The organism is Floridaenema aerugineum BLCC-F46, from assembly GCF_041929345.1.
Taxonomy (GTDB): Bacteria; Cyanobacteriota; Cyanobacteriia; order Cyanobacteriales; family Aerosakkonemataceae; genus Floridanema; species Floridanema aerugineum.
Genome location: NZ_JBHFNQ010000220.1, coordinates 1 through 24,278 on the forward strand (window position 1 = coordinate 1; position 24,278 = coordinate 24,278).

Consider the following 24,278-nt stretch of genomic DNA (forward strand, 5'->3'; position numbering starts at 1 on the left):
TTCATAAATGTTACAAACCAGGGAACGGTGCGTTAGGCACGGGAATTTATTGATGGATTGGAATGCTGAATTTATCGCCCGTGCCTAACACACCCTACGATTAAATAAGATTTTGTTATCACCATAAATCCGGGAGAGCCGTTAGGTTTGATAAATCAGTTTAGCAAAGCTGTAAATGCTAATAATTAACAACAAAAATGCTACTACTTGAGTTAACCGGGGGTAAGTAGAAGGTGCCATCGACTCCCTAACTATTACTGATACAGATGAGCAAATTACATAACTTAAGCTTAAACCTAAATAACCCCAGATTTCAGTAATTCCCCAAAGTCCCAGTAAAGCTATTGCTAAAAGTAGCATAATTACCTCTACAAATCTGGGAGGATCGGATTGAGTAGAGGAAAATAAACTATTACACCAAAATTGCCAAAGACGCATATCGACTTTTAATTTTAAATTTTGATTTTTCTAAAAATCTGTTAGTAGTTAGTTGTGGCTAAATAGTCAAAACTAACCACTAACAATTAATTTTATTCAAGCTGCGAAGTTATTCAGTAACTTCTAAACCGAACACCCGATTAAAAGCTTTTTCCACTTTATAACCTGAATCAATTGATTCTAAAGGATCTTTCCGTAAACGGTGACGCAAACATAAGCGAATTATTCGGCGAATGTCATCAACCGTTACTTGTGTTCTTCCTTCAAAAGCTGCTAGTGCTTTGGCGGCGCGATTAGTTACAATATCACCACGCAAGCCATCAACATCTAATTCAGAACACACTTCTGAGATTTTTACCCGCAAATCATAGTCAATTTCTACTGATGGTAATAAATCTTTGGCTTTGAGCAATTTTTGTTGCAAAGCTTCTTGTTCTAGGATGTATTTTTCGGTAAATTTTGGTGGATCTTGGTCAAATTCTGATCTTTGTTCCACAATTTGAACTCGCAGTGCAGGTTCTTTCACTGTGCGAATTTCCGCGTGCATTCCAAAACGATCGAGCAACTGCGGACGCAACTCCCCTTCTTCGGGGTTTCCTGAACCTACCAAAACAAAACGTGCTGGGTGACGAATGGAAATACCTTCCCTTTCCACAGTGTTCCATCCCGAAGCCGCTGAGTCCAGCAAAACGTCTACTAAGTGATCGTCCAACAAGTTGACTTCATCAACATAGAGGATACCACGATTAGCTTTTGCCAATAATCCTGGTTCAAAGGCTTTCACACCTTCCGAAAGTGCTTTTTCAATGTCGATCGTACCGCAAACCCGGTCTTCCGTTGCCCCTAAAGGCAAATCAACCATCGTTACCTTTTTCTTAGCTACGGGAATGGACGCTTGTTGCGCTATGCGTTCCCGTACCATATCACTCATTAAATCAGGATCTTCAGGATGGCTGTTGAAAGGATCGTCAGCTACCACCTCAATTTCTGGGAGTAAGTCAGCTAGGGCGCGAATCGTGGTAGATTTACCAGTACCGCGATCGCCCATAATCATCACACCGCCAATGTAAGGATCGATTACATTTAATAGCAGTGCCAATTTCATCTCTTCTTGACCAACAATAGCCGTAAACGGGAAAACTACCCGTCTCGTGGCTGGTTTAATATTATTTGTGCTCGCTGTAGCAGTCGGACTCAACGCGGTTCCCTCAAAAGTGCTCAATTTGTCATTGGTCATTTGTCATGCGTCATTGGTCATTAGTCATTTGTGATGGAGATAATTTTTTAGATGAATCTTTGGCAAATTCCATCATTTGTCCTTTGTTATAACCAATGACAAATGACTAATGACCAATGACAAATGACTAATGACCCAATCGTTTTTCATTGTGCCACAGAGTATCGACCATAAAACCTCAGCTTTTGTTGGTTTCTCGATCGAGCTTTGTCGGATGATTATCTAGTTGTTCTTGGGCGTTCTTTGATTGGTTGTTAGCTGGGAAATGATTCCACCCCGGCACTATCGAGGTGGGATCTGATTCTGTGGTGGGTAGAACGGCAGTTTTTTCGTTAAAATTAGCTTCTATCGTGGTTTGATTCAGCTTAGAACGATCGATCTTTTGCAGATCGGTCAGTACAGCTAACGCCGACTGATAGCGATCGCTAAAATGATACTGCACCATCCGATCCAAAATTTGGGCCAACTCCTCGCTAATCCTAGCTAAATGTCGCCAATTCAAATTCCCCGTTTCCAGATCTTGCAGTAACAATAAATCATGGGGTTGAATTCCTGTCAGTGCTTGAATACAAATCATTCCCAATGCGTAAAGGTCGCTTGCTGGGCGCGGATGTCCCACTAATTGTTCTGGAGGCGCATATCCTCTCGTACCGATCGCCACCGTTTGACTTTCCGTTTTCCCACCTTCTGTTGGTAACATTTGTTTCACAGCACCAAAATCAATTAACACTAATTTTTCATCTGAAGTACGTCTAATAATATTTCCCGGTTTCAGATCCCGGTGAATTACATGATGTTGATGAATAAAATCTAAAATCGGCAAAATATTTTCTAGTAAATCGAACACTTTCGTTTCTGACCACCGTCGATCCACATACAATTCTTCACTCAGCGGGTTTCCGGGAATATATTCTTCTACTAAATAGAACTCACCTTCTTTTTCGATATAATCCATCAATGCCGGAATTTGCTCGTGCTGCCCTAACACTTCTAAAATTCTCGCTTCTGTTTGAAATAAACGCCGCGCCACTTCTAAAAATTTAGTATCTCTTCTGGCTGGCATTAAATGTTTAACTACACAAATTGAACCCTCTGGACTCTGCAAATCTTTGGCTAAATAAGTTCTCCCAAAACCACCTTGTCCCAAAATTTTAATAATTTGATAACGCTCACTAAATTGAGCAGAAAATGCACTAATATTTTTAGCAGAGCAGATCGGGACAGTCGCCGCAGTTTTTTCGATTTCAGTAGTCTGAGAATTTGGTTGATTAGTGGTAAGATTACCTTTATACATGGTGGATAAAAGGGCAATTGTTTCTTCTCGTTCTTTTACCCAATTGAGTATTTTTTCTCGTTCTTGGTGCATTTGGTAAGCAGCAATTACTACTACTGTTCCGCCAGTAGTCACCATACTTAATGCTGCTGGAACTAAAGGAACCCATCCAGAATCCAACCAAAAACCATAGCAAACGCTACTTAAAACCCCAAAAGCGGCAATTCCCGAAAATCCTAAAACCAGGGGATGACGGAGTTTCCAAGCACCCACGCCGCCAATTATTGCCCAACTCCAAATCCATAAACCTTCTACCCAATCAGGCCAATACCAGGGTAAAGTACGACCATCTAAAACTGCACTAATAATTTGATTGACAATTTGAGCATGAACTACCACTCCTGGCATTTTATGTTGTTGGGTTTGGGCAGCGCTATAAGGTGTATAAAATGCGTCGTCAATGCTGGCAGCTACGGCACCGATCAACACGACGCGATCGCGTATCCATTCCTCTGGAACTTGCTCATTTAAAACTTGTGTTAGGGTGACTTGTCGCGCCACATTTTCCGCTGAATCATATTTGAGCAGAATTTGATAACCACCCACATCTACGCCTTGATAACCACCCGCATTAGCATCTAACGGCAGAAAAACTACAGGCTTAATTTTTGTTCCCTTTGCCGCTGTTTTGCGGCTGCGAAATCCTAACTCTCCCGCTGATGTTGCTTTGAAAGGTTCAATACCTTCAAAGGCAAGATATCTACTGGCTAATTGGTAACTAAAAGCCGAAAATGTGGTGCATTTTCCCTGTTCTTTTCTCGCAAATAATAAGGCTCTGCGAATTACTCCATCTGTGTCAATTATTAAGTCGCTGAAGCCTACTTGTTTAGGAGATAATGCTTTAGGAGGTGCGACTCCGGGACTGTTGGAGTCACTTAGTTTACAAATGGCTACTAAGCGATCGCTTTTTCCCAAATATTTTACTAACTTATCGTGTCCCGGTGCTACTGGTAAATCTCGATATATATCTAAACCAATTACACGAGGTTTATGTTTTTCCAGTACCCTAAGTAACTGAGCCATTTTCCCATCAGGAATCGGCCATTGACCAAGATTTTGGATATCTTGTTCGGTGATTGCTACTACTAATAAACGTGGATCGGCTTTTTTTGCCGAGTCGGATTCTAGATTAGTCGATCGCGTGGCTAATCGCACAAACTGATCGTAAGTTCCTAACTCCAACGCCTCCATTTTTAATGCTAACCTGATTCCTGGTAACGAAAGAGTCACCCCTTGTCGTAACCCAAGTATCAATGCTGTTACACCAATACTTGCTAAAATTACGGGTCTATAGCTGATTGGCGAATTGTTGGGACGTTGCCAATAAGACAATAAGTGACTTAATTTACCAGAAAATTTAGCTAGCACTGTGGTTTGGTGCAAAAAGGGTGAGAGCGAACCGAATAGGCGGGAAAATTTAACTCCAAAATATACCTTTGGACTTTCACTCTAGCAATTATTTGACTCAATTAATAAGTCCCCATTTACAAGGGGACTTAAATCTTAATGGCAAAATTCAGCGACAAATTCCTTAAACAGCAGTCTAACTGCTTTGGCACAGATTCTCGAGCGGACCAATTTAATCGGACAAGAATACGAGTTAGTCAATGGAATTATAGTACCGATCGCAGAACCTTCTCAATTCTTTCCAGATTTAGACCTCACAGTAGAGCAAATTATCGCATTTGGCGCTGGTTTTTAGGATTAACAGGACTTACGCAGTAACTCTAAATATGGTGGGATGGTGGGTTACGTTAGCACTAACACACCCTACAAATAGAGGCTTTGCGTAAGTCCTGATTAAAAAGCTTTCAGTCCACTGAGCGTGGACTTAAGCTATAAGAAAAGCGAATTGATAAGGCAGGCGGGCTAAAAGCACAAGTGCAAAATGTGAAGATAGCCAAAAAAAATGGGGACACTTCTGCCCCCCCAAAACCTGTAACTAGTTCTACATCTTACCGATTAGCTGTAGCAGCAATTTTTGCTTCTTGAGCAGTTAACCGTTCATAAGCAGCACGCATTTTCAAACCTGTCAAGACTTGGAACAAACCAGTTCCATTGTTAGAACCAGGATATTCCTTGTGTTGTAACAACAGGTGGGTTAACTCACCGTGATACTTGGTGGAAGTCTTACTCAGATGGTTTTCGATATAGATTACCTGTTCCAAATTCTCGAATTGTCCATCAACTTCCAGAATTTCTGCCTCATGACCATAATAAGCATCTGGCCCATAGTGCATTTTAATTCCGGGATAGGAGCAAGTCAGCTTATTGCCACAGGGAATCCAATCAATAGTTGAACCTTCATCAAATAGGTAAGCAGGCTCAAAACCTTCTACACCAACTTTCTGAATCAAGCGTACCCGCAGAATCTTGCCTTCCTTATCGTCTTTGAGCAACTGAGTAGACAATACCTGAATTACCACATCAGCAAACTCTCTTTGCGGCTCGATGTAAGCGCTAAAATCAGGGCGACGAGCATTGATCGCAGCGAGTACGTCCTCATAAGTGTGACCCCGTTCCGACATATCGCGTTGAATTTTCCAAGCAATCTTGACTTCTTCGCTAATGTCGAGGTATACACTGAAGTCGATGAGCGATCGCACCCGTTCATCAAACAAAGGATGCAGCCCCTCAATCACCACAACATGATTTGGCTCAACTAACTCTGGTGGATCAATCAAGCCGGTTTCGTGATTGTAAATCGGCTTATTGATTGTTTCGCCACTCTTGAGCGCCTTGATCTGCTCATACATCAGATCGAAATTATTGGCTCTCGGATCGAGTGCAGTAATCCCCGTTTCCTTGCGCTGCTTTCTATCCAGACAATGGTAATCATCCAGACAGATTACCGTGACAAACTCCTTGCCAAACAAATCAGTGATACGGCGCAAAAATGTTGACTTTCCACACCCGGAGTCCCCGGCGACACCAATTAGCACCACGCGATCCGGCTTTTTGGTCATAGCTTCCCTCTTTCGATTTAAGATTCTTTACTAACTGGGTCAAAACTTCGAGCTAAATTACAGCCTACTAAGTCATCCCGGTTGACTGGAAAAGCCTACTTAAAAAAAAGCAGCCCTTACCAATCCAACAGAAGCAGTCTGGCATCTGCCCCCAAGGGAAGACTCAAGCCTTCAAGTAAGTATTTAATACTACTATTACTGGAATATCTTACCAGAGTGGGATTACCTCTACAAGGCATAAACAAAGTGGAATCATCTAGCTCAGTATTTATGCTAAGGGTTGTTGTGCATTTTTTCTAAAAAAAATGTGAAACTGCTTCGCTAGTAACATTCTTTAACAAACTTACCTTGTAGGGTGAAGGAGAATCTGGAGCCGGATTTTTCCATGCCTTTGGTTTTAGAACTGTGGTCATAGCCTTAAACTATAAATTACTGCAATTTCTCAGGTCTAGTTCAACACCCAAAAAATTGGGCGTGAGAACTGTCATGTGGTGCAAAGGGCACGTTGCAGCAGCAGCAAATTTATGTTCAGTTCGGAGAGATCGAAGCAATGTACAATCCAAGCGCAGCTGGTGGTGCTGCCAACACACAATCTGGTAGCCGCGTCTTTGTTTACGAAGTGGTGGGTTTAAAGCAGAACGAAGCAACTGACCAAATGAACTACCCCATTCGTCGCAGTGGCAGCGTGTTTATCACTGTGCCCTACAACCGCATGAATGAAGAAATGCGGCGGATCACACGCCTGGGCGGTCAAATTGTCAGCATTCGACCTCTAAGCGCTCTTGACCAAGGGAATGGAACTTCCGCGCCGGAGACAAGCAATGGACTCCAGCAAGAGAAGAAAGAAACCAAGCCAATGACTCAAGCGAAGGAAAAAGAGAAAAAGGACATTCCGGTTAATATTTACCGTCCCAATGCTCCTTTTGTCGGCAAATGTCTGTCAAATGAAGAGTTAGTCCGCGAGGGTGGAGAAGGAACTGTCCGTCACCTGAAGTTCGACCTGTCAGGGGGCGATTTGCGGTATCTCGAAGGTCAAAGTATCGGTATTATCCCAGAGGGAACCGATAAAGACGGCAAACCTCACAAACTTAGACTATATTCGATCGCATCTACTCGTCACGGCGATGACTTAGATGATCAGACTGTCTCCCTCTGCGTGCGCCAACTAGTTTACAAGCACCCAGAAACCGGAGAACAAGTTTTCGGCGTTTGCTCCACCTACCTCACTCAACTGAATGTGGGTGATGAGGTGAAAATTACAGGGCCAGTGGGTAAGGAAATGCTTTTACCTGAAGACCCAAAAGCCAATGTGATCATGATGGCTACTGGTACAGGTATTGCTCCTTTCCGTGCTTTCCTGTGGCGGATGTTTAAGGAACAGCACGAAGATTATAAATTCGAGGGTCTAGCTTGGCTGTTCTTTGGTTGCGCTTATACTCCCAACATCCTGTACAAGCAGGAATTGGAAGAATTACAAGCTCAGTTCCCAGATAACTTCCGTCTCACCTACGCCATCAGCCGCGAACAAAAGAACGCCAAAGGTGGCAAAATGTACATCCAAGACCGGATTGCGGAAAACGCTGATGAACTTTGGAATTTGGTGCAAAAACCCAACACCCACACCTACATTTGCGGTTTGAAAGGTATGGAAGGCGGTATCGACGAAGGTATGTCCGGTGCAGCTGGTAAGTTCGATGTAAATTGGGCCGATTACCAAAAGAAACTCAAAAAAGAACACCGCTGGCACGTAGAAACCTACTAATTTTTAGTTTTTTAACTCTCAGCTTTTTTTGGGGTGGGCGTTGCCTACCCTATTTTTTTAGCTACAGGACTTTGTAGGATGCGTGGCTAGGCTACAATCCCGATTCTCCCATTCAAATCTATGATCTGACGCACCCTACAACTCTGTTACTGAGATCACAGCACCAAGAGGCGGAGCCTCTGTTTCTCGTGACCAGGTTCAACCTGGTCACGAGGTAAAGGAGATAGAACCTCCATTGAACCTGGTCACGAGGTAAAGGAGGTAGAACCTCCATTGCTGCCAGATCTGAGTTTAGGGGAATTTTGTAAATTTTTGTTACCAAATACGTACTTAATTTTTCTGCTAGGGAACAGATCTATAAATGCAACTCTTCTGTATATGCCAGTCAAAATTATTCGGGCGGCGTTTCGGGAAATTCAAAAACTCTCCCATGAGGATTTCCGCAAAGTCTGCAAAATCATTAGCCGCTTAAACGTAAGTCAAGACGACCACCTAGATACTATTAGCTTACAGGGATTTTCCCATTGGCGGCGAACTCGCTTGGGAGATGTGCGCGTTATCTGGGAACGAGTCGATCGAGATAATATTTTAGTAATTAAGGCGGGGTTGCGGAAAGATATTTATGATAATTTATTTGACAATCCCAACTGCGATGAACCTTTAGCAGTAGAACAACTTCTCAATCCTGATGGAACTCCCCTCAAAAATAATCCTACTTATCAAGTTCCACTAACCAATATTTCTGATTCTGATTGGAAACAAGAAGCAGAAGACACTTGGTATAACTTTGTCTATGGCGGCGGCTATCGATACTCCCCTTTACTAACATCTTACCAGCAAGAAGTACTCTCTGGATTAACGCCTCATTCGACAAATAATAAAGCATGGATCGTTCAAAGTGCGCCCGGAACAGGTAAAACAGTTTGCGCTGCTTTAAAAGCTTGTGAAATGTACTGGGAACATGAGTGTAACACTATGTTAATTGTACCAGAAGCACTCTGCCAAGACGTAGCAAAATTTGCGGAAATTAAGCAGATATTAGAGCTAAATCCCGAAGGTTTTTGGCTGGGAACATTTCGCGATTTTTTGGCAAAGGTAGATCCTAAATTGCATTCTCGTCTCGCTACACCAGAGCAAGAATCAGAGGTTTTATGGAGATTAGACAATCCTCATATTCCAGATTCACAACTGATTAGTTCTAGAGAAGTTATCTCATATTCAGATGATGTTTTATTGTATCAAGCTTTCATTTTAAATCAGGAAAATACCCTGAGAAATCGCAGTCCAATTTATAAAGCCAACCAACAACGTATTAAAGAGCTTGAGGAGAGGATAAAACCAAACAAGTGGAAAGAAAAATTAGGTAATAGCCTTTGTCGCTTGGATGCTGCTAGAGAGCTTAAAAGAAAACCACCATTACCACTTTTAACTGATAAACCTACAATTTTGATTGTTGATGAAGCGCAAGATTTTCTCTTAGCTGAGTTGCAAGCTTTGCTAGCTGTACGGGAAGCTTGGGAAAAACAGGGATATCCGACTTATCTCTGGTTTTTGGGAGATTTAAATCAAAAGATTAAACCGACAGATTTATATATTTGGGGTCATTTAGAACTGGGTGATTCGGTTAAACTTTTGTACAACTACCGAAATTCTCGACGCATTTTAGAGTTTGCTAATCAATTTTTGAAATTTGCCGAACCGTTTCGCAATCGACATCAAGAAATTCCCGAAACTTCCGATCCAAATAATGCTTTTGAGTTGGGGGAATCAGTTAGTTTAGTTAAGTTTTCTTCCCAAGAACAAGCTTTAGAGTTTTTACATTTATTGAATTCTTCGGTGCAAGAGGAGGGGAGAGAAAGGTATTTTTTGCGGTTGTCAGCTAATCGGGTGAAGGTGCTTTGTTGCGATCGCATTTTTCCCAAGTTTAATAACCTAGAAATTTTCCCCGCCGCACAAGCAAAAGGGCGAGAATTTGAAGCTTGTGTAGCTTTTGGAATCTTCGCTGGTACTGGTAAACCTTCATTGCAAGAAAGTTTACAATGGTATACCCTACTTACTCGCCCTCGATCGCGTTTATTAATAGTTGCAACTAGCCAAGAATTAGAACGAATTGGTGATGATTATTTTCAATGTTGCCGAAGGATTGATGCTCAATCTGCTGCTACTTGGATAGCCGAAATCGCCAGTGATAATGATATCAGTGAAATTCGCAATAATGCGGAAAATAAAAAACAGGAATTACTGGCAAGCTGTGCCAAAGGCAAGCCTTTTTTTGACACTTACTTAGTTTTAGACTTAGCTGGTGTTGCGGGTGAAGAACTTTCCCGATGGGAACAAAAAGCTATTGCTGAATTGAGCAATCATTCTGCTAGTTTGCCCAGAGAATTAGAGCAAATTCCGAATAATAATATTTCCCTACGTTGTTTGCTGCTTAGGGCGATGCACCGTTCTTGGGAAGCGGTTGATTTGGCGTTTGAATTACAAGAAAATAACCCGGAAGAATATCAACGTTTACTTACTAGTATTGCTCAAAATTTAGAAAATAAAAATCTGATTTATGAAGCAGCAAGAGTGCGGATAAAATTAGGAAAACCTTGGCAGAATGATTATCCTTTTCCCGAAATAGCAGAAAAGTCAGGCTCTTTGTTATCTTTATTGTGTCAGGCTTTTATCGATCGACCTTTTCCCAACCTTTAGTTAAATAAATACAGAGGTGCTATTGTGGCTGAAACTGATTTGGATACTATTAAAAATTTGGAAAAACTCTGGCAAAAAATCACTGAGGGAATCACTAAAGCTAGTGAAGGTGTGACTAAAGCTGATGAAATTCTCAACCAAGTTAGAGAAGTACAGGGGGAAATTTCTAGTGCTTTAGATAATAAGTTAGAAGTAGAACAATTGCTTCGGGATGCTCAGAAACAGGTAAGGCGAATTCAGAAATTGGGTGCTAATGTAGAAATCCGAATCAAAGATTTAGAGCGGATGGAAGAGAAAGTTAAGTCTGCGGTAGATGAAGTAGGCGATCCTGAAATATTGGCAACTTTAAATCAAGATATTCAAAATGCTCGTAGGGATTTAGTTGAATCTAAAACTCAGCTGCAAGAAATTAGGCGGGAAGTGGAAGCAGCTAGGGGAAATGTCTCTGGAATAACTATCAAAAATGAAGCTATATTGCAAGAAGTTAGGCAGGTTAAATTAGAAATAGGAGAATTGCGGGAAGATGTGGTTTCTGTGATTAAAGAAGTAGGCGGAAGGGAGGGTTTAGAAAGGTTGCGACAAGAGTATTATAATGTTAGCGATCACTTAAGTCAAATCACCGATCATTTTAATCAGAATGCTCAAGAAAAGTGCCAAATTTTGCAAAATGAAGCATCCCGCATTGAAGAAACACAGAAAATCACCAAACAGCAACTTGCAGAATCTCAGGAATTAATCGCTAAAATTCAATCAAAATTAGTTGAACAGGCAATGTCAGAAGTTGAAAAAGTCCTCCAGGGAGTGCAAGTTCAAGAAGCGCAAGTTTTAGATCAATTAGCATCTCTGGGAGAGACTATTCGCCAACAAGAACTCCTGAAGTTAAAGTTAGAAAATATGGAGAAAGAGCAACAACGCCAAAGTAAGTTGCTCAAGCGCGGAATCTGGGGAATTTTGGTGGTTTTAGGGATGATTGCTATTTTGATTGGCGTAGTTGTTGGCAAGCTAATTGTATTGCTAGAATGAGGAAATTCAATTGGTAAATTATCTCTAGAAAAAAGGAGTTAGGGAAAATGGGGGAAAAACGAGTTTCTGATTTGACGATCGAGGAATTTAAGACTTTAGTTTATGATTTAGTAGATGAGCGGTTGCAGCACTGGCAGCCAACCCAAAAACCAGTGAAAAAGCGCTCTTTAAAGGAGATTCTTGACTCGATCGATCGCCATCGTTGGACACCTCCACCAGGAGCTAAATCAACTTGGGAAATGTTACGTGAAGATAGAGACAGCTAATGACAATTTATGTAATTGACACTAGTGTACTAATTCAGTATTTTATTACCGAGCCTTACACAGCAGAAGTAGGAGTTTTGTTGGCTCAGATGGATCGAGGTGATGAGTTATATGTCCCGGAATTTTGCTTGATATAATCTGTTAATGTTTTTTGGAAGAAAGTCCGGTTTCAAGGGTTGTCACAGGAGGATGCTGAACAATTTATTATTGATCTGTTAGATTTACCGTTGCAAATTGTACCTATTAAAGAGTTGCTACCTCGCGCATTTGAAATTGGTCTGGCTCACCAATTAGCAATTTATGATTCTCTGTATATCGCTTTAGCATTAAACTTAAATTGTCCTTTAATTACTGTGGACGATCGCCAACTAAATGCCGCAATAGCTAACAGTGTAATTATTAAACCTATTACTGATTTTTCGCCCGGTGAGCCAAGAATATAGTAACCCAAGTTGCTAGTTATAAGATTAGTCTGATTCTTTGTACGTTGTTGGGCTTTAGCTCTCTTAGGAAACGTGGCATAAGAGGGCTAAAGCCCAACAACGTACCTTTATGTAAATAACTAGCAACTTGCGTTAGTAGTTCTATTTGATTGTTGAAAAATATTTTTTTTGAACCACGTTAGCGCAGCGATTCGTGATAGCGAATTAGACGCGAAGGACACGAAGGACACAAAGGGGAGAAACACAGAGAAGTTACTTGATGATTGATTGAGAATTGCTATAGACAATTTTTTCTCAAAGTGTCTCGGTTAACGCGACAAATGTCACAATGGTTGTGGAAAGGTTTAGTCAGAACAGGTTAGAAAGCGTGAGTTTTAAAATTGGTTTACTGGGACTAGGTACGGTGGGAACGGGAACGGCGGAAATTTTGCTCTCTCCAGAAGGTCGTCACCCGTTGGTGCAAGAATTGGAAATCTATCGGGTGGGAGTGCGCGACATCTCGAAACCCCGTGATGTACAAATATCTAAGGACATTCTGACTACTGATTTGGAAGCGATCGCTACAGACCCAGAAGTTGATATTGTGGTAGAACTTTTGGGTGGCCTGGAACCTGCGCGATCGCTAATCCTCAAAGCTATTGCTCACGGGAAGCACGTCGTTACCGCTAACAAAGCCGTAATTTCCCGTTTCGCTGAAGAAATCTACGATGCTGCTAACGAAAAAGGCGTTTACGTGATGTTGGAAGCAGCAGTCGGCGGCGGTATCCCCATCATTCAACCTTTAAAGCAAACTTTAGGCGTTAACCGCATTCAAGCAATTACAGGCATTGTCAACGGTACGACTAACTACATCCTCACCCGGATGCAAAATGAAGGTGCTGATTTTGCTGATGTTTTAGCCGATGCTCAAAAGTTAGGTTACGCTGAAGCCGATCCTACAGCTGATGTAGAAGGATTTGATGCCGCTGATAAAATTGCTATTCTCGCTTCTTTGGCTTATGGCGGACGCATCAAACTGGATGAAGTTTATCACGAAGGAATTACCAAAGTTGGTGCGGCAGATATTTCTTATGCCGAAAAGTTGGGTTTTGTGATTAAGTTACTCGCTGTTGCTAAACAAATGACTGTTGCACCATCAGAACCAGAACTTTTACAAGTGCGAGTTCATCCGACTTTAGTGCCGAAACAGCATCCTTTAGCTAGTGTCAGCGGTGTTTACAATGCTATTTTCGTCGAAGGCGATCCGATCGGTCAAGTCATGTTCTACGGTAGAGGTGCAGGTGCAGGCCCAACCGCTAGCGCCGTAGTTTCCGATATTCTAAACATAGCCTCTATCCTGAAAACAGTTTCCCAACCCCCAACCCCCAACCCCCAACCCCCAACCCCTAACCTCCATCCTCTCTTAGCTTGCACCCATCAGCATTATTGCCAAATTGCGCCGATGGAAGAACTCGTTACCCGTTTTTACGCTCGTTTCTTGACAAATGACAACCCAGGTGTTATAGGACACCTGGGAACTTCTTTCGGCAATCATGGTGTTAGTTTGGAATCGGTTGTGCAAACAGGTTTTCAAGGAGAGTTAGCCGAAATTGTGGTTGTGACTCACGATGTCCGCGAAGGCAATTTCCGTCAAGCTTTGGCAGAAATTCGATCGCTTGATGCTGTAGATAGTATTGCCAGCTTACTAAGAGTTTTGTAAAGGCTGTGTGAAGCTACCAACTCAAGCCTGTTCTCTGTTCCCTGTTTCCTATTCCCTGTTTCCTATTCCCAATAGCTAATTTAAAAATTATTTGAAAATTTCTGTCAATTAGGTGACAAAAAGGCCGAAACAGGGTATAAGTAGAATCAGGTTTGAATATTGAGAATTTATTTCATTTAGGTTGGAAGCTCGGATGGAGCAATCGAGTATAAATCCCACAGATTCACAGGTAGTGGCGGTGTGCCGTTGCGATCGATGGCAAGTCTACCGCCGACTACAAAGTTTAGAGATTCCCTGCTGTTGTAATGGCAATGGCAGCTTAGAAGTCGAAATAAATAGCCCCTTAGCGGCGATTCAATTGTGGTGCGTCATCAAGCAATTGACAGCACCTCGCAGCGAGTTAGTCGTGCAGTTGAACCGTTGCTGGGAGCTAAAATCATAATTAAAAACTGATATTTTTTGGCAATTGTGTTGTTGTTGACATTAGAGGTTAAGGGAAAAAATGGGTAAGAAAAATTGTCAAGTAACCGAGTTTTGCCTCCAAGGACGGTTTGTCGGCTTTGTGCTGGAGGATGGTTATCAGATTAAGTTGTTGCGACTGGAGACAGTAGAGGGGGAATCTTGGATTAAACTGTCTAAAGAGGCAAGGGCTGGGTTAGGACAAGTTTTACTACCTGGAGATTGGATCGAAGTTTGTGGAGAACGGAAACTGGATACACAGACGGGGGCAGTGAAGCTGAAAGCTTATAGAATTAGGCTGAAGGCGGGGGTACAAACGCAAATAGTGTCGTTAGAGGCAAAAGTTTCCCAGTCAAAGAAAAAGCCAGCTTGTATTTTAGTGTGTCAGAAGTCTGATTGCTGCAAGCGGGGGGCGATGGAAGTTACTCAGGCGTTAGCGGAAGGGTTGCGCGATCGCAATTTGGAACAAGAAGTAATTGTCAAAGGCACAGGCTGTATGAAACAATGTAAGGCAGGGCCAAATATTGTGATGCCAGATAAAACTCCTTATCGTCGCATTGATGCAAGTGTTGTGCCGGAAATTTTAGATAAACATTTTGATACCGAAAATCAATCTAAAGATGCGGTTCCAGTTTTCGCAACTGTGGTTTAATTTAAATCAAAGTTGCCGTGTAGAGGGTAATCAAGATGACAGAATCACAGCGCCCAGAACCTAAATCAGCGAAAAAAGAGCCTTTAGGGTTTGATGAATTTGTTGCAGTTTTGGTTGCCTTGCTATCGATCGGCAGTATTTTCTTTTGGAGTATAAGTAGAAAGCCAATTAATTGGAGTTTAACAAGTACAACGCCTGCTCAAGTTTCTCCTAGCCCAAGAAGTTCTTTGTTGACACCAAGATTAATTTTACCTTGGTTGGCGAATCGTGCAGTCGATCGGGAAAGGAGAGCGGTTAGAGAAGGCACTGATGGGACAACTGAAAACAGAGTCGTAGTTGTCGATCCACGAAGAAATGTAAATAGGTTAGGTGTAGTTCCTGAAGTTGTTCAACCTGATGTACCAGGGGGAGTTGCGATCGTTCCGATACCTGCACCTCAAGTAGTGGAAACACCAGCTGCACCAAGAACTCCAGCTATTCCACTGCAACCGAAAGCTGTACCAGACGTACCAACACCAGCAAAACCAATAGCGAAAGCACCACAACCGATTAAATTTGTAGATATTCCCGGTAACTATTGGGCCGCTCCTTATATTTTAGGGTTACAAAGACAAGGAGTAATTAGTGGTTTTCCTGCTGGATATTTTCGCCCAGATCAACCAGTAACTCGTGCAGAGTTCGCCGCAATTTTAGAGAAAGGTTTGGGGACGAAAATTACTAGCGAAACTATAAACTTTAAAGATGTTACTAATAGTTTTTGGGCGGCTCCAGCGATTAAAAAAGCAAGTGGAAGCGAGTTTATCGCAGGTTTTCCAGACCAAAGTTTCCGACCAAAATTACAAATTCCGAGAGTGCAAGCGATCGTCGCTTTAGCTAGCGGTTTGAATTTACCAGAACCCGCTAATGCCGATCAAATTTTAAAACAAAAATATAAAGATGCCGCCCAAATTCCGAACTATGCGAGGAGAAAAGTTGCAGCGGCTACCCAAGCAGGAATTGTGGTGAATTATCCCAATACAAATGTATTAAATCCAAATCGAAATGCCACTCGTGCAGACATAGCTGCTTTAGTTTATCAAGCAAGAGTGAAGCAAGGTAAAGCGCAGAATGTTAATGGAAAGAATGTGGTGAAGCCTTAGTTCATTTAAAGTTATTGATTAATAGGAAAAAATCCACTAAAGACGGCTAAAAAACATTTTTAAGTCTGGTTTAGTGGATTTTGGTTATAAATTTAGGAAGTCAGCCTCTATGTGTAGGGTGCGTTAGTACTAACGTAACGCACCATTCCACCACACCCACTACCAATGCGTAAGTCCTGCTTTTCAAACATCCTCTTAGTGGAGATAAACTTATTGGTTAATATAGAAAAATCCACTAAAGACAGCTAAAGAACATTTTTTAGCTCACTTGGGAAAGCACAGTAACAACCGAAGAGCCAGAATAGTAACCCACCAGCCAACCGAAGTTTAATATGCTGCATCAGAGAACCCAGAAATCCTCCGCCAGTCATCCTCAAACTCAGCAACAAAGCTCTCAGTTTGCTCCCCGCCCCTTTGCGATTCAAGCACAACCGGAAACTCAAAAACCTGCCACCCAAGAGGAAATCGAGAACGAAGCTTTCAATCAAAACAAATTTGAAGCCAATGGACTTCAGCTAAAGGAAAAGAGTGGCACGATCGCACCTGAAGAACAGGAAAGATTGGGTGTGTTGCAAGCCAAAATGAACGATCTCTTGGTGCAGAGACAGGAAAGGACTTCGCGGAACGGGTTCAACCTTATTGGTATTCCGATTCATAGCGCTGATGCAAAGGGAAATGCACCGATACAAACTAAGCTGGAGCAAAAGAGCGATCGAGAAGGTGAACAGCAGCAATCCCCGCAAGAGTCGTCAGAAACAGCAAGTAACGAGGGGATGGATTTAGTACAGAGAACGTTTCAGGAAACAAATCCCCAAAGTCATCCAGTGTCACCCATTCAGGCAAAGTTGACCATTGGGCAGCCTGGGGATAAATATGAACAGGAGGCAGATTCGGTAGCAGCGAAGGTGGTAGAACAGATCAATGCACCTGCTTCTGGTCAGTCAACTCAAGGACAGTCGGTACAGCGTCAGGAAGAAGATAAAGAAGAGGAAGTGCAGGCAAAACCAGAGATTTCCGCACTGCAACGGATGGAAGAACCAAAAGAGGAAGACATCCAAGCTAAGTTAATCCAAAAGCAAGGGGACGCGATTGGGGGAGGGGAAGCTTCGACGGATTTGGACACTGCGATTAATAGTGCTAGAGGTGGGGGACAGCCGTTGGAGGCAGGTCTGCAAAGGTCAATGGGGCAGGCGATGGGGGCAGATTTTAGTGGAGTGAAGGTTCACACGGATGCACAGGCGGATCAGTTGAATCGATCGGTTCAAGCAAGGGCATTTACGACGGGGCAAGATGTGTTCTTTCGGCAGGGGGAATATAATCCTGGGAGTCGCGGGGGGCAGGAGTTGATTGCCCATGAGTTGACTCATGTGGTGCAGCAGAATGGTGGGGCTGTGCAACCGATACAGGCAAAGATGATCCAAATGCTACGCTATAAATCAGATAACTCTCCTGTAGACATTAACTCTTTGAGTTTTTTCCGAGTATTAGACTACCTGAAAAGACCAGATCCAGATCCAGATCCAGGAGGAGTAATTTTTGAAGCAGATGATAGAGTTAATCTCCAGGCAAGGTCTGCTTCTCTTTATACCCAAGAATTTCAGTCTCTCCATAACTTCCTAAGTACACCACCAGTTGCCGCTGAGAAAGCAAATCGCAATATCCCTGTAGGAGTCGATTTTCCAGTTATATTGAGGGAGATGAAAGCTCGCCACGACGCAGGAAATTTACCAGGGTTTAAAGAGTGGCTGGCAAGTGTAAACGTGAATCAGAATGCACTTAATGTTGTGGATAAAATCAATGAGTTGAGATCTGCACAAAATATTGCTGGAGTCGTCAACGTAGATGAAACCCAAATTCCAGGTACCCCTCAGACAGCCGATTTGCAGCATGGAACTTCACAAACAGAGGTAAAAACGATACGTCAGCCTATTAAAAGTTATACGGACTTTACGGGACAGGTAACAGCAGCACTGGCAAAATTTGCTAACGTTAATCCAGCGGATGGCAATACTTACAATGCAACCATCTACTGTTCCATTGATCAAAATCTCATCAGCGGGACAACAACTAATAAGAAAGGCACCATGACACATACAACAATTAACCCAGCAACCCTTGATAAAATCACAACTATCACCCGTCAAAGTGATGGGCAGCCGTTGAATCGTAAGACAGAAAATCAACTCAACAGACTGCTGGAAAATTTAAACACGCAAAACTGGGCTGGTGCATCTACAACCCATGCGATCGATCTAATCGTTGAAAATGGGACATCGCACCGTCTAGTTCGTGATAACTATAACCAATGGCAAAGATCCTAAATAGGAGGTCGGTTAATGAAGCGCATGATTGATATTCACGACCAGGGGATTGATATTATTTTTAGAGATAATAATTGTCTGGATACATTTTACTGGAGCGATGAGGATGCAACACTAGATGATACACTTCAACAATCCATACAGGGATTTTCATACCTGACCCAACTCTGGCTACCAGAATATTGGATGGTGGAAATCTCCCCTTTCGTTTTTGAGCATCCAGACACTGAAACGGAAAGCTTTCAGGTATCTTCAGATATATCAGCAAGTAATTTCGACAAAGCTACCGAAACCATTAAACATCTGCTTGAGCAGCATACTGATTCTGAGGAGCCTTGGTCTTTAAAATCTATTCAAACCTCCCACAAGGGATGGAATCGGCTGGCACTGCCATTGGGTGTAACCGCTTCGGATTCGTGGGGTATTGTTGACCCGGATGGGATTATACGCAGTTCATATATCTGGCACCCAGCCCCACCATTTGCTGGGCAGGAAACGATCTGGATACATATTCAAGATGCTAATGCCGCCAGCCATTTTTCTCTTACCGTTGAAATGACTGGCGAAATTGGGATTCTTGCAAGCATCGGGATTAGTTTTTTTAATCCAGAAAATGATGCACGTTCACCCAATCATCTGGTGGAGGGAGCGTCTGTAACCGCTTGGCAGCAGGCAAATATGGCGCTTTTACAGACTACTATCAACTATTTAGAACATCAGGGATGGAAACATTTCCCTAAGTAAGATCGCCCAATCGAGCATAAAAGCATGAAACCAGAATATGAGCTTATTTCTTTCTAATTTGCTCAATTTTTTCGCTAATAACTTGCCCAATTTCTTCGGTAGACATATCGGCTGGATAACGTTGGCGATCGGGATTACGACTCAAAAGTTCTCCAAAGCTGCACTAAACATTTCATCATCATTTCTATGGGCAGAAAGAAATTCTTTTAATTGAACAACCGTCATCTCTTGAAAATTAGACATCATAGAAACCCGCTATCATTTTGCTTTCACCTCAACAATTCATCGATCGCAACACTAAATCCTAACATCACAATTTGAGTACTAACTACATCACCGGATTTAAACGCTAATGTCTGATTTTGAGTAATAATTAAAACCCGAATACTTTCAGGAAATAGTAACCAAACTTCTTGACAACCTGACTCTAAATACTCGTTAGCTTTGGCAAATAAATCTTCAGCTGAATCTGTGGGAGTTGCAATTTCAGCTATTAGCGGTGGACTTTGGGGTAAGGCAGAAGCTTCGCCAAATTGTGCTAGCAATTCCGCTGTAAGATAGGAAACATCGGGACGACGACCTTGGTTGACAGTTCGACAAGGAAGTGCAATTAAAGTTTCTCCTCTTTGTGAAGATTGAATGATGTAATTTGCCCAATAACAAGATAACCTAGACTGAATCCGGCTATGTTTGACTGTCGCAGTTGTCTCCACAAGTTGTCCGTTTACCCATTCTTGACGATCGGGTGGATTAGCGAGAAAATCTTCTAGAGTGAAAGTTTCTGTTACAGTAGCGATCGACATATTTATATTTTCGCCTTTGGATTACTGATTGATTTTATTGTATCGATCGATTTACGGGAATTCTTTCTACCTTTTTAAAAGACACAGATAAACATTGTCGGTGTAGGCTAGTGTTTAGAAGCAAATATCCGTTTCTGTCATGTCACTGCCTAAACTTCTCGCTTTAGTAGCTGCCCTTACTGTAGTCTTGGGGCTGATGATTTGGTTAGTTAACTCAATTTATCAGCTTTATATTAATATTGCTTGGTCTGCGCCGCCTTTGTTGGCTAATGTGGTAGTGTTGCTGCTGATATTGCTGCTGGCGTTGCTGATTACGGTTTTTATTTATTATGGGGTGATGTTTTGGCGATCGCAAAATCAGCCAAAGCGCCGCAAACCACAAATTAAAATTCCCGAAGCAAAAACCGAAGCAGCAGCAGAAAATCTCCGCGCCGTCAAAAAGCAAGTCAAACAAATTGAAGATGAAGTTTCCCGACAAGCTTTACTTTCTCGTTCGCGTGAAATTGAAACTAATTTATCTAGAGGGAATCTACAAGTCGTTATTTTTGGTACAGGTTCATCGGGCAAAACTTCCTTAATAAATGCCTTAATGGGCAGAATGGTAGGTAAAGTTAGTGCGCCAATGGGAACCACAGAAGTTGGCGAAACTTACGAATTAAAATTAAAAGGTTTAGAACGGGAAATTTTAATTACTGATACCCCTGGAATTTTAGAAGCGGGAGTTGCAGGAACAGAACGAGAACAATTAGCCCGTCAATTAGCAACCGAGGCAGATTTACTATTATTTGTAGTCGAAAACGATCTGCTGCAATCAGAATTTGTACCCTTAAAAGCCTTGGCAGAAATTGGTAAACGCAATATTTTAATTTTGAACAAAATCGACCTTTACACCGACGAAGATAAAGAAAGAATTTTGGCGCGACTTCGGGAAAGAGTCAGAAGTTTTATTTCTACTTCTGATGTGATTACTGTGTCAGCAAATCCCCGCACAGTCAAGTTAGAAACAGGGGAAATTATGCAACCTGAACCTGATGTTATGCCATTAATTCGCCGTTTAGCAAACATTTTGCGGGCAGAAGGCGATGATTTAATGGCAGATAATATTTTATTACAATCTCAACGTTTAGGAGAAGAAGCCAGAAAAATAATTGATGCTCAACGTCACCGTCAAGCTGATAAAGTTGTAGAACGGTATCAATGGATAAGCGCGGGAGTAATTGCAGTCACACCTTTGCCAGTAGTAGATTTGTTAGCAGCTGCGGCAGTAAACGCCCAAATGGTAGTAGAAATTGGCAAGATTTATGGCTGTGATTTGAATATGGAACGGGGGAGAGAGTTGGCGCTTTCTTTAGGTAAAACTCTCGCCAGTTTGGGAATAGTTAAAGGTGCGATCGAATTAGTTTCTAGAGCATTACAATTAAATATTGCTACTTATTTAGTTGGTAAAGCAATTCAAGGTGTAAGTGCTGCTTATTTAACCCGCATCGCCGGAAAGAGTTTTATTGAGTATTTTCGTCAGAATCAAGATTGGGGTGATGGAGGAATTTCGGAAGTTGTGCAACGGCAATTTGAGTTGAATAAAAAAGATGAATTTGTCAAAGCTTTTGTCCAAGATGCTATTGCGAAAGTCGTCCAACCTTTAACACAAAATCCACCACCAGAAACAGAAATAGAATATCAAGAAGCAGCAGCGGAAGAGGAAGAAGTAGAAGAACCGAAAATCCCTCCTTACGAATATGTAGATGATTGGACTAACTCATCGCCAAAGCGAGAAGATTGGTAATTATAACAATCCTACTAACTCAACTTTGTAGGGTGCGTCAGATACTAAAGCTTTGGGCGAAGAATACTAAATTTAAGGCTCTGACGCACCCTACATCTCCTCCTCTCTTCTCTCTGTGTCCTCTGCGTCTCTGCGGTTTAAAAAATTATGTAGGATTGCGATATATGTCTGAAACTGATGTAAATTTAAATCTAAAAAAACTCACTTCCTTTGATATTAAAGTGATAGCCTTTGCCCTAATGATTATCGATCATGTGGGGAGATTGTTTTTCCCCCAAGCGGCTATCTTTGTTATCATAGGAAGGCTGAGTTTTCCGTTGTTTGCATGGTTAGCAGCGCAAGGAGAGAAATATACATCTGATATCAAAAAATATATTTTTCGGCTATTAGTATGGGGCGCTATTGCTCAACCTATTTATGGGAAGTTCTACTACTTAGTTTTTTCTGTACATGGCGAACTCAATATATTATTTACACTTGCTTTGGGAGTAATAACTATTCGTTGCACGAAATTAGTTGAATCAAAGTTTTTCAAGTTTCTAATTGTTATTGCTTTCATGGTAGTTGCAGAATTGTTGCGGGTTGAGGGGAGGATTTCGGGATTAATTATAATTTATTTGATGTCAATTATTGACTTACAAAGTGCCAAATGGTGGTTCTTTTTTATCGGCTATCGGTTATTGTTTATCTATCTTAATCAATGGAGTTATGTCGAGTTGTTTGGCATAGCTTCTGTAGGAATACTAGCTTTATATAACGGTGAACAAGGGGGAAGGAGTAAACCGTTTTATAAGTGGTTTTATCCTTTGTATCCGCTACATTTAGGAGTTTTACTTTTAATTAAATTTTGGTTAAATTCACAGATGAATTGATTAAGCAAATATTCGGGATACGGAACAAGTAAAACCTGGTAAAAGTGGGGAATTCAAGTCATCATTAACGAACAAAGTGGCAACTAGTTCTAAAGTAGTTTGTTCCCGGCGATAAATTTGGATTTCTTGCTTTTGCCAATCAGCAATCCAATATTCTTGAACTCCTCTTGTTGAGTAGAGTTTTAGTTTTAATTCTCTGTCGCGTCGTTGATTTTCTGTACCTGGGGAAAGTACTTCTATAATTAATTCTGGCGCATCAGTTAAATGTCCGGCTTCATCTAATAAAGCAGCTAATCTTTCGTTGCTAGCCCAAACTACATCGGGGATGACATTATCAGCATCGGAAAATATTATACCGGGTGCGATCGCCACTCGCCCCAAACCAGTAGACTGTGACCAATTATCAAGTACGGCAAAGAATCTACCACTAGTTTCTTGGTGTTTCCAATTTGGTGCTTTTGTCACAAACAACTCTCCATCAATTATTTCATAGCGATTGCCGTTATCTGGAAATAATTCTAAGTCAGCTATAGTCCAGCGTACTCGCTTATTTGTAATTTGGCTCATAACTAAAGCTTGTGAAAGAGGGATGTAACTATTTTAGATTAGCTGCGATGAATTTACCATGATGTTAACTACAATTTCGGCTATCCAAAAATTTTAATTGTTGGTAAAGCATGGTGATTTTGGGTAAATTTGCGCCTCTTGCTTGGGCAAAATTTAAGGGATTTCCAAACATGGTTTCTACTTCTAAAGGGCGTTTTTCATCGTAGTCAATTTTCATGCTGGTGCGGTAAGGTTTCATTTTGTCGGTGTAGTTTAGCATAGTTTCTACGAAAGTTTGGGGAATTGTGCGATCGCAACTTTTCGCCCCCGCTACCACTTCCCACATTAATTCTTCAACTAATTTCCGAGTATGAAGATTACTCATTAATTCATCGGTTCTGGCATCTAGAACTACAGAAAGTCCATTGTAAGGAATATTCCAAACTAATTTTTGCCAACGTGCTAATAACAAATCTTCTGCTAATTCCATCTTAATTCCTGCACGTTCAAAATCATCACCAATTTGCTGCATTCTATTAGTAATTCCAGCAGGTTGATAATTAGTAGCATATTCCCCGATTTTAATTTGACCGTAATCTAAGTGGCGAATATGTCCAGGGGCTACTTTATTAGAACAGAGAAAACATAACCCACCCATTACCCTTTCGCTACCAACAATTTTAGCAACTTCATCTTCTACACCGAGTCCGTTTTGTAACACTAAAACCACACCATTATCTTTTAGTACATGAGGTAACATTGATGGTAATAAATGATTTTGGGTGGTTTTCAATGCGATAATTACTACATCGCAAGGTGGCATTTTGCTAGCTTCTTGGTAAGCTTGAACATTGGGTAAAGTGAAATCACCATATTTTGATTCAACTACTAAACCATGCTTACTGACATATTCGTAATCGCTGTGTAACAAAAAGTGAACATTTAAACCAGCTTTTTGCAAACAAGCACCGTAATACCCACCAAGCGCCCCTGTTCCCAAGATGGCATAACTAAGTTGAAAAGAATTGTAAATAAATTGCTCAGCCATTGATTCGATCTCCATTACCTCCTAAAATTAAACCTATTCAGAAGTTT

At 41.5% G+C, this 24,278-nt stretch carries 23 protein-coding genes; 15 read left to right on the forward strand and 8 right to left on the reverse strand.

Annotated features, from left to right (window positions below; all coding sequences use genetic code 11):
- Positions 1-141: 141 nt before the first annotated feature.
- The 3 genes from ACE1CC_RS31015 to ACE1CC_RS31025 all read right to left on the reverse strand — a co-directional run bounded on the left by ACE1CC_RS31015 (position 142) and on the right by ACE1CC_RS31025 (position 4,376).
- Positions 142-438, reverse strand: a complete 297-nt coding sequence (locus ACE1CC_RS31015) for a hypothetical protein (RefSeq protein ID WP_413274292.1) — start codon at positions 436-438, stop codon at positions 142-144.
- Positions 439-547: 109 nt separating this feature from the next.
- A complete protein-coding gene (gene bchI / locus ACE1CC_RS31020) occupies positions 548-1,675 on the reverse strand; it encodes a magnesium chelatase ATPase subunit I (protein ID WP_413274293.1) in 1,128 nt (375 codons plus the stop codon).
- Between the two features lie 178 nt (positions 1,676-1,853).
- Positions 1,854-4,376: a CHASE2 domain-containing protein gene (locus tag ACE1CC_RS31025; RefSeq protein ID WP_413274294.1), complete on the reverse strand. Its 2,523-nt coding sequence runs from the start codon at positions 4,374-4,376 to the stop codon at positions 1,854-1,856.
- 184 nt (positions 4,377-4,560) lie between these two features.
- On the opposite strand from ACE1CC_RS31025, the gene ACE1CC_RS31030 reads away from it, so the two are divergent.
- Positions 4,561-4,710: a hypothetical protein gene (locus ACE1CC_RS31030; protein ID WP_413274295.1), complete on the forward strand. Its 150-nt coding sequence runs from the start codon at positions 4,561-4,563 to the stop codon at positions 4,708-4,710.
- Between the two features lie 253 nt (positions 4,711-4,963).
- Here ACE1CC_RS31030 and ACE1CC_RS31035 read toward each other — a convergent pair whose 3' ends face one another.
- Positions 4,964-5,974 (reverse strand): phosphoribulokinase, encoded by a 1,011-nt coding sequence (locus ACE1CC_RS31035; RefSeq protein WP_413274296.1) that lies wholly within the window; start codon positions 5,972-5,974, stop codon positions 4,964-4,966.
- 550 nt (positions 5,975-6,524) lie between these two features.
- Here ACE1CC_RS31035 and petH point away from each other — a divergent pair.
- From petH to ACE1CC_RS31095, 12 genes are all read left to right on the forward strand, one after another.
- Positions 6,525-7,736, forward strand: coding sequence for a ferredoxin--NADP reductase (gene petH, locus ACE1CC_RS31040; protein ID WP_413274297.1), 1,212 nt, complete (start codon positions 6,525-6,527; stop codon positions 7,734-7,736).
- 378 nt (positions 7,737-8,114) lie between these two features.
- On the forward strand, positions 8,115-10,433 hold the full coding sequence (locus ACE1CC_RS31045; protein ID WP_413274298.1) for a hypothetical protein: 2,319 nt from the start codon (positions 8,115-8,117) through the stop codon (positions 10,431-10,433).
- Positions 10,434-10,457: 24 nt separating this feature from the next.
- A complete protein-coding gene (locus ACE1CC_RS31050; RefSeq protein ID WP_413274299.1) occupies positions 10,458-11,456 on the forward strand; it encodes a coiled-coil domain-containing protein in 999 nt (332 codons plus the stop codon).
- Positions 11,457-11,503: 47 nt separating this feature from the next.
- A complete protein-coding gene (locus ACE1CC_RS31055) occupies positions 11,504-11,722 on the forward strand; it encodes a hypothetical protein (protein ID WP_413274300.1) in 219 nt (72 codons plus the stop codon).
- A complete protein-coding gene (locus tag ACE1CC_RS31060; RefSeq protein WP_413274301.1) occupies positions 11,722-11,859 on the forward strand; it encodes a hypothetical protein in 138 nt (45 codons plus the stop codon). The genes ACE1CC_RS31055 and ACE1CC_RS31060 overlap by 1 nt, the downstream gene beginning before the upstream one ends.
- Before the next feature lie 39 nt (positions 11,860-11,898).
- The gene (locus ACE1CC_RS31065) at positions 11,899-12,165 is read left to right on the forward strand and encodes a type II toxin-antitoxin system VapC family toxin (RefSeq protein WP_413274302.1); all 267 of its coding nucleotides are present in this window, start codon (positions 11,899-11,901) and stop codon (positions 12,163-12,165) included.
- 367 nt (positions 12,166-12,532) lie between these two features.
- Positions 12,533-13,864: a homoserine dehydrogenase gene (locus ACE1CC_RS31070; protein WP_413274303.1), complete on the forward strand. Its 1,332-nt coding sequence runs from the start codon at positions 12,533-12,535 to the stop codon at positions 13,862-13,864.
- 193 nt (positions 13,865-14,057) lie between these two features.
- Positions 14,058-14,306, forward strand: coding sequence for an Asr1405/Asl0597 family protein (locus tag ACE1CC_RS31075; RefSeq protein ID WP_413274304.1), 249 nt, complete (start codon positions 14,058-14,060; stop codon positions 14,304-14,306).
- Positions 14,307-14,366: 60 nt separating this feature from the next.
- The gene (locus ACE1CC_RS31080; protein ID WP_413274305.1) at positions 14,367-14,975 is read left to right on the forward strand and encodes a (2Fe-2S) ferredoxin domain-containing protein; all 609 of its coding nucleotides are present in this window, start codon (positions 14,367-14,369) and stop codon (positions 14,973-14,975) included.
- A gap of 35 nt (positions 14,976-15,010) precedes the next feature.
- Complete coding sequence (locus ACE1CC_RS31085) at positions 15,011-16,114, forward strand: S-layer homology domain-containing protein (protein WP_413274306.1); 1,104 nt, start codon at positions 15,011-15,013, stop codon at positions 16,112-16,114.
- 332 nt (positions 16,115-16,446) lie between these two features.
- Positions 16,447-18,435: an eCIS core domain-containing protein gene (locus tag ACE1CC_RS31090; protein ID WP_413274307.1), complete on the forward strand. Its 1,989-nt coding sequence runs from the start codon at positions 16,447-16,449 to the stop codon at positions 18,433-18,435.
- A gap of 15 nt (positions 18,436-18,450) precedes the next feature.
- Complete coding sequence (locus ACE1CC_RS31095) at positions 18,451-19,179, forward strand: hypothetical protein (RefSeq protein ID WP_413274308.1); 729 nt, start codon at positions 18,451-18,453, stop codon at positions 19,177-19,179.
- 141 nt (positions 19,180-19,320) lie between these two features.
- Here ACE1CC_RS31095 and ACE1CC_RS31100 read toward each other — a convergent pair whose 3' ends face one another.
- Positions 19,321-19,425 carry a DUF6887 family protein gene (locus tag ACE1CC_RS31100; RefSeq protein WP_413274309.1) on the reverse strand — a complete coding sequence of 35 codons (105 nt, stop codon included), beginning with the start codon at positions 19,423-19,425 and terminating at the stop codon, positions 19,321-19,323.
- A 23-nt stretch (positions 19,426-19,448) separates the two neighbouring features.
- Positions 19,449-19,982 (reverse strand): Uma2 family endonuclease, encoded by a 534-nt coding sequence (locus ACE1CC_RS31105; protein ID WP_413274310.1) that lies wholly within the window; start codon positions 19,980-19,982, stop codon positions 19,449-19,451.
- Positions 19,983-20,121: 139 nt separating this feature from the next.
- On the opposite strand from ACE1CC_RS31105, the gene ACE1CC_RS31110 reads away from it, so the two are divergent.
- Positions 20,122-21,765, forward strand: coding sequence for a YcjF family protein (locus ACE1CC_RS31110; RefSeq protein ID WP_413274311.1), 1,644 nt, complete (start codon positions 20,122-20,124; stop codon positions 21,763-21,765).
- Positions 21,766-21,929: 164 nt separating this feature from the next.
- Positions 21,930-22,637, forward strand: a complete 708-nt coding sequence (locus ACE1CC_RS31115) for a TraX family protein (protein WP_413274312.1) — start codon at positions 21,930-21,932, stop codon at positions 22,635-22,637.
- Here ACE1CC_RS31115 and ACE1CC_RS31120 read toward each other — a convergent pair whose 3' ends face one another.
- Positions 22,638-23,204: a Uma2 family endonuclease gene (locus ACE1CC_RS31120; protein ID WP_413274313.1), complete on the reverse strand. Its 567-nt coding sequence runs from the start codon at positions 23,202-23,204 to the stop codon at positions 22,638-22,640.
- 64 nt (positions 23,205-23,268) lie between these two features.
- Positions 23,269-24,231: a putative 2-dehydropantoate 2-reductase gene (locus tag ACE1CC_RS31125; RefSeq protein WP_413274314.1), complete on the reverse strand. Its 963-nt coding sequence runs from the start codon at positions 24,229-24,231 to the stop codon at positions 23,269-23,271.
- Positions 24,232-24,278 lie beyond the last annotated feature (47 nt).

Bases quoted from the DNA above. Each gene is read 5' to 3' on its own strand.
- ACE1CC_RS31015 (WP_413274292.1), bottom strand. From the start codon at position 438: ATGCGTCTTTGGCAATTTTGGTGTAATAGTTTATTTTCCTCTACTCAA.
- bchI (WP_413274293.1), bottom strand. From the start codon at position 1,675: ATGACCAATGACAAATTGAGCACTTTTGAGGGAACCGCGTTGAGTCCG.
- ACE1CC_RS31035 (WP_413274296.1), bottom strand. From the start codon at position 5,974: ATGACCAAAAAGCCGGATCGCGTGGTGCTAATTGGTGTCGCCGGGGAC.
- petH (WP_413274297.1), top strand. From the start codon at position 6,525: ATGTACAATCCAAGCGCAGCTGGTGGTGCTGCCAACACACAATCTGGT.
- ACE1CC_RS31045 (WP_413274298.1), top strand. From the start codon at position 8,115: ATGCCAGTCAAAATTATTCGGGCGGCGTTTCGGGAAATTCAAAAACTC.
- ACE1CC_RS31055 (WP_413274300.1), top strand. From the start codon at position 11,504: ATGGGGGAAAAACGAGTTTCTGATTTGACGATCGAGGAATTTAAGACT.
- ACE1CC_RS31060 (WP_413274301.1), top strand. From the start codon at position 11,722: ATGACAATTTATGTAATTGACACTAGTGTACTAATTCAGTATTTTATT.
- ACE1CC_RS31075 (WP_413274304.1), top strand. From the start codon at position 14,058: ATGGAGCAATCGAGTATAAATCCCACAGATTCACAGGTAGTGGCGGTG.
- ACE1CC_RS31080 (WP_413274305.1), top strand. From the start codon at position 14,367: ATGGGTAAGAAAAATTGTCAAGTAACCGAGTTTTGCCTCCAAGGACGG.
- ACE1CC_RS31085 (WP_413274306.1), top strand. From the start codon at position 15,011: ATGACAGAATCACAGCGCCCAGAACCTAAATCAGCGAAAAAAGAGCCT.
- ACE1CC_RS31090 (WP_413274307.1), top strand. From the start codon at position 16,447: ATGCTGCATCAGAGAACCCAGAAATCCTCCGCCAGTCATCCTCAAACT.
- ACE1CC_RS31095 (WP_413274308.1), top strand. From the start codon at position 18,451: ATGAAGCGCATGATTGATATTCACGACCAGGGGATTGATATTATTTTT.
- ACE1CC_RS31100 (WP_413274309.1), bottom strand. From the start codon at position 19,425: ATGATGTCTAATTTTCAAGAGATGACGGTTGTTCAATTAAAAGAATTT.
- ACE1CC_RS31105 (WP_413274310.1), bottom strand. From the start codon at position 19,982: ATGTCGATCGCTACTGTAACAGAAACTTTCACTCTAGAAGATTTTCTC.
- ACE1CC_RS31110 (WP_413274311.1), top strand. From the start codon at position 20,122: ATGTCACTGCCTAAACTTCTCGCTTTAGTAGCTGCCCTTACTGTAGTC.
- ACE1CC_RS31115 (WP_413274312.1), top strand. From the start codon at position 21,930: ATGTCTGAAACTGATGTAAATTTAAATCTAAAAAAACTCACTTCCTTT.
- ACE1CC_RS31120 (WP_413274313.1), bottom strand. From the start codon at position 23,204: ATGAGCCAAATTACAAATAAGCGAGTACGCTGGACTATAGCTGACTTA.
- ACE1CC_RS31125 (WP_413274314.1), bottom strand. From the start codon at position 24,231: ATGGCTGAGCAATTTATTTACAATTCTTTTCAACTTAGTTATGCCATC.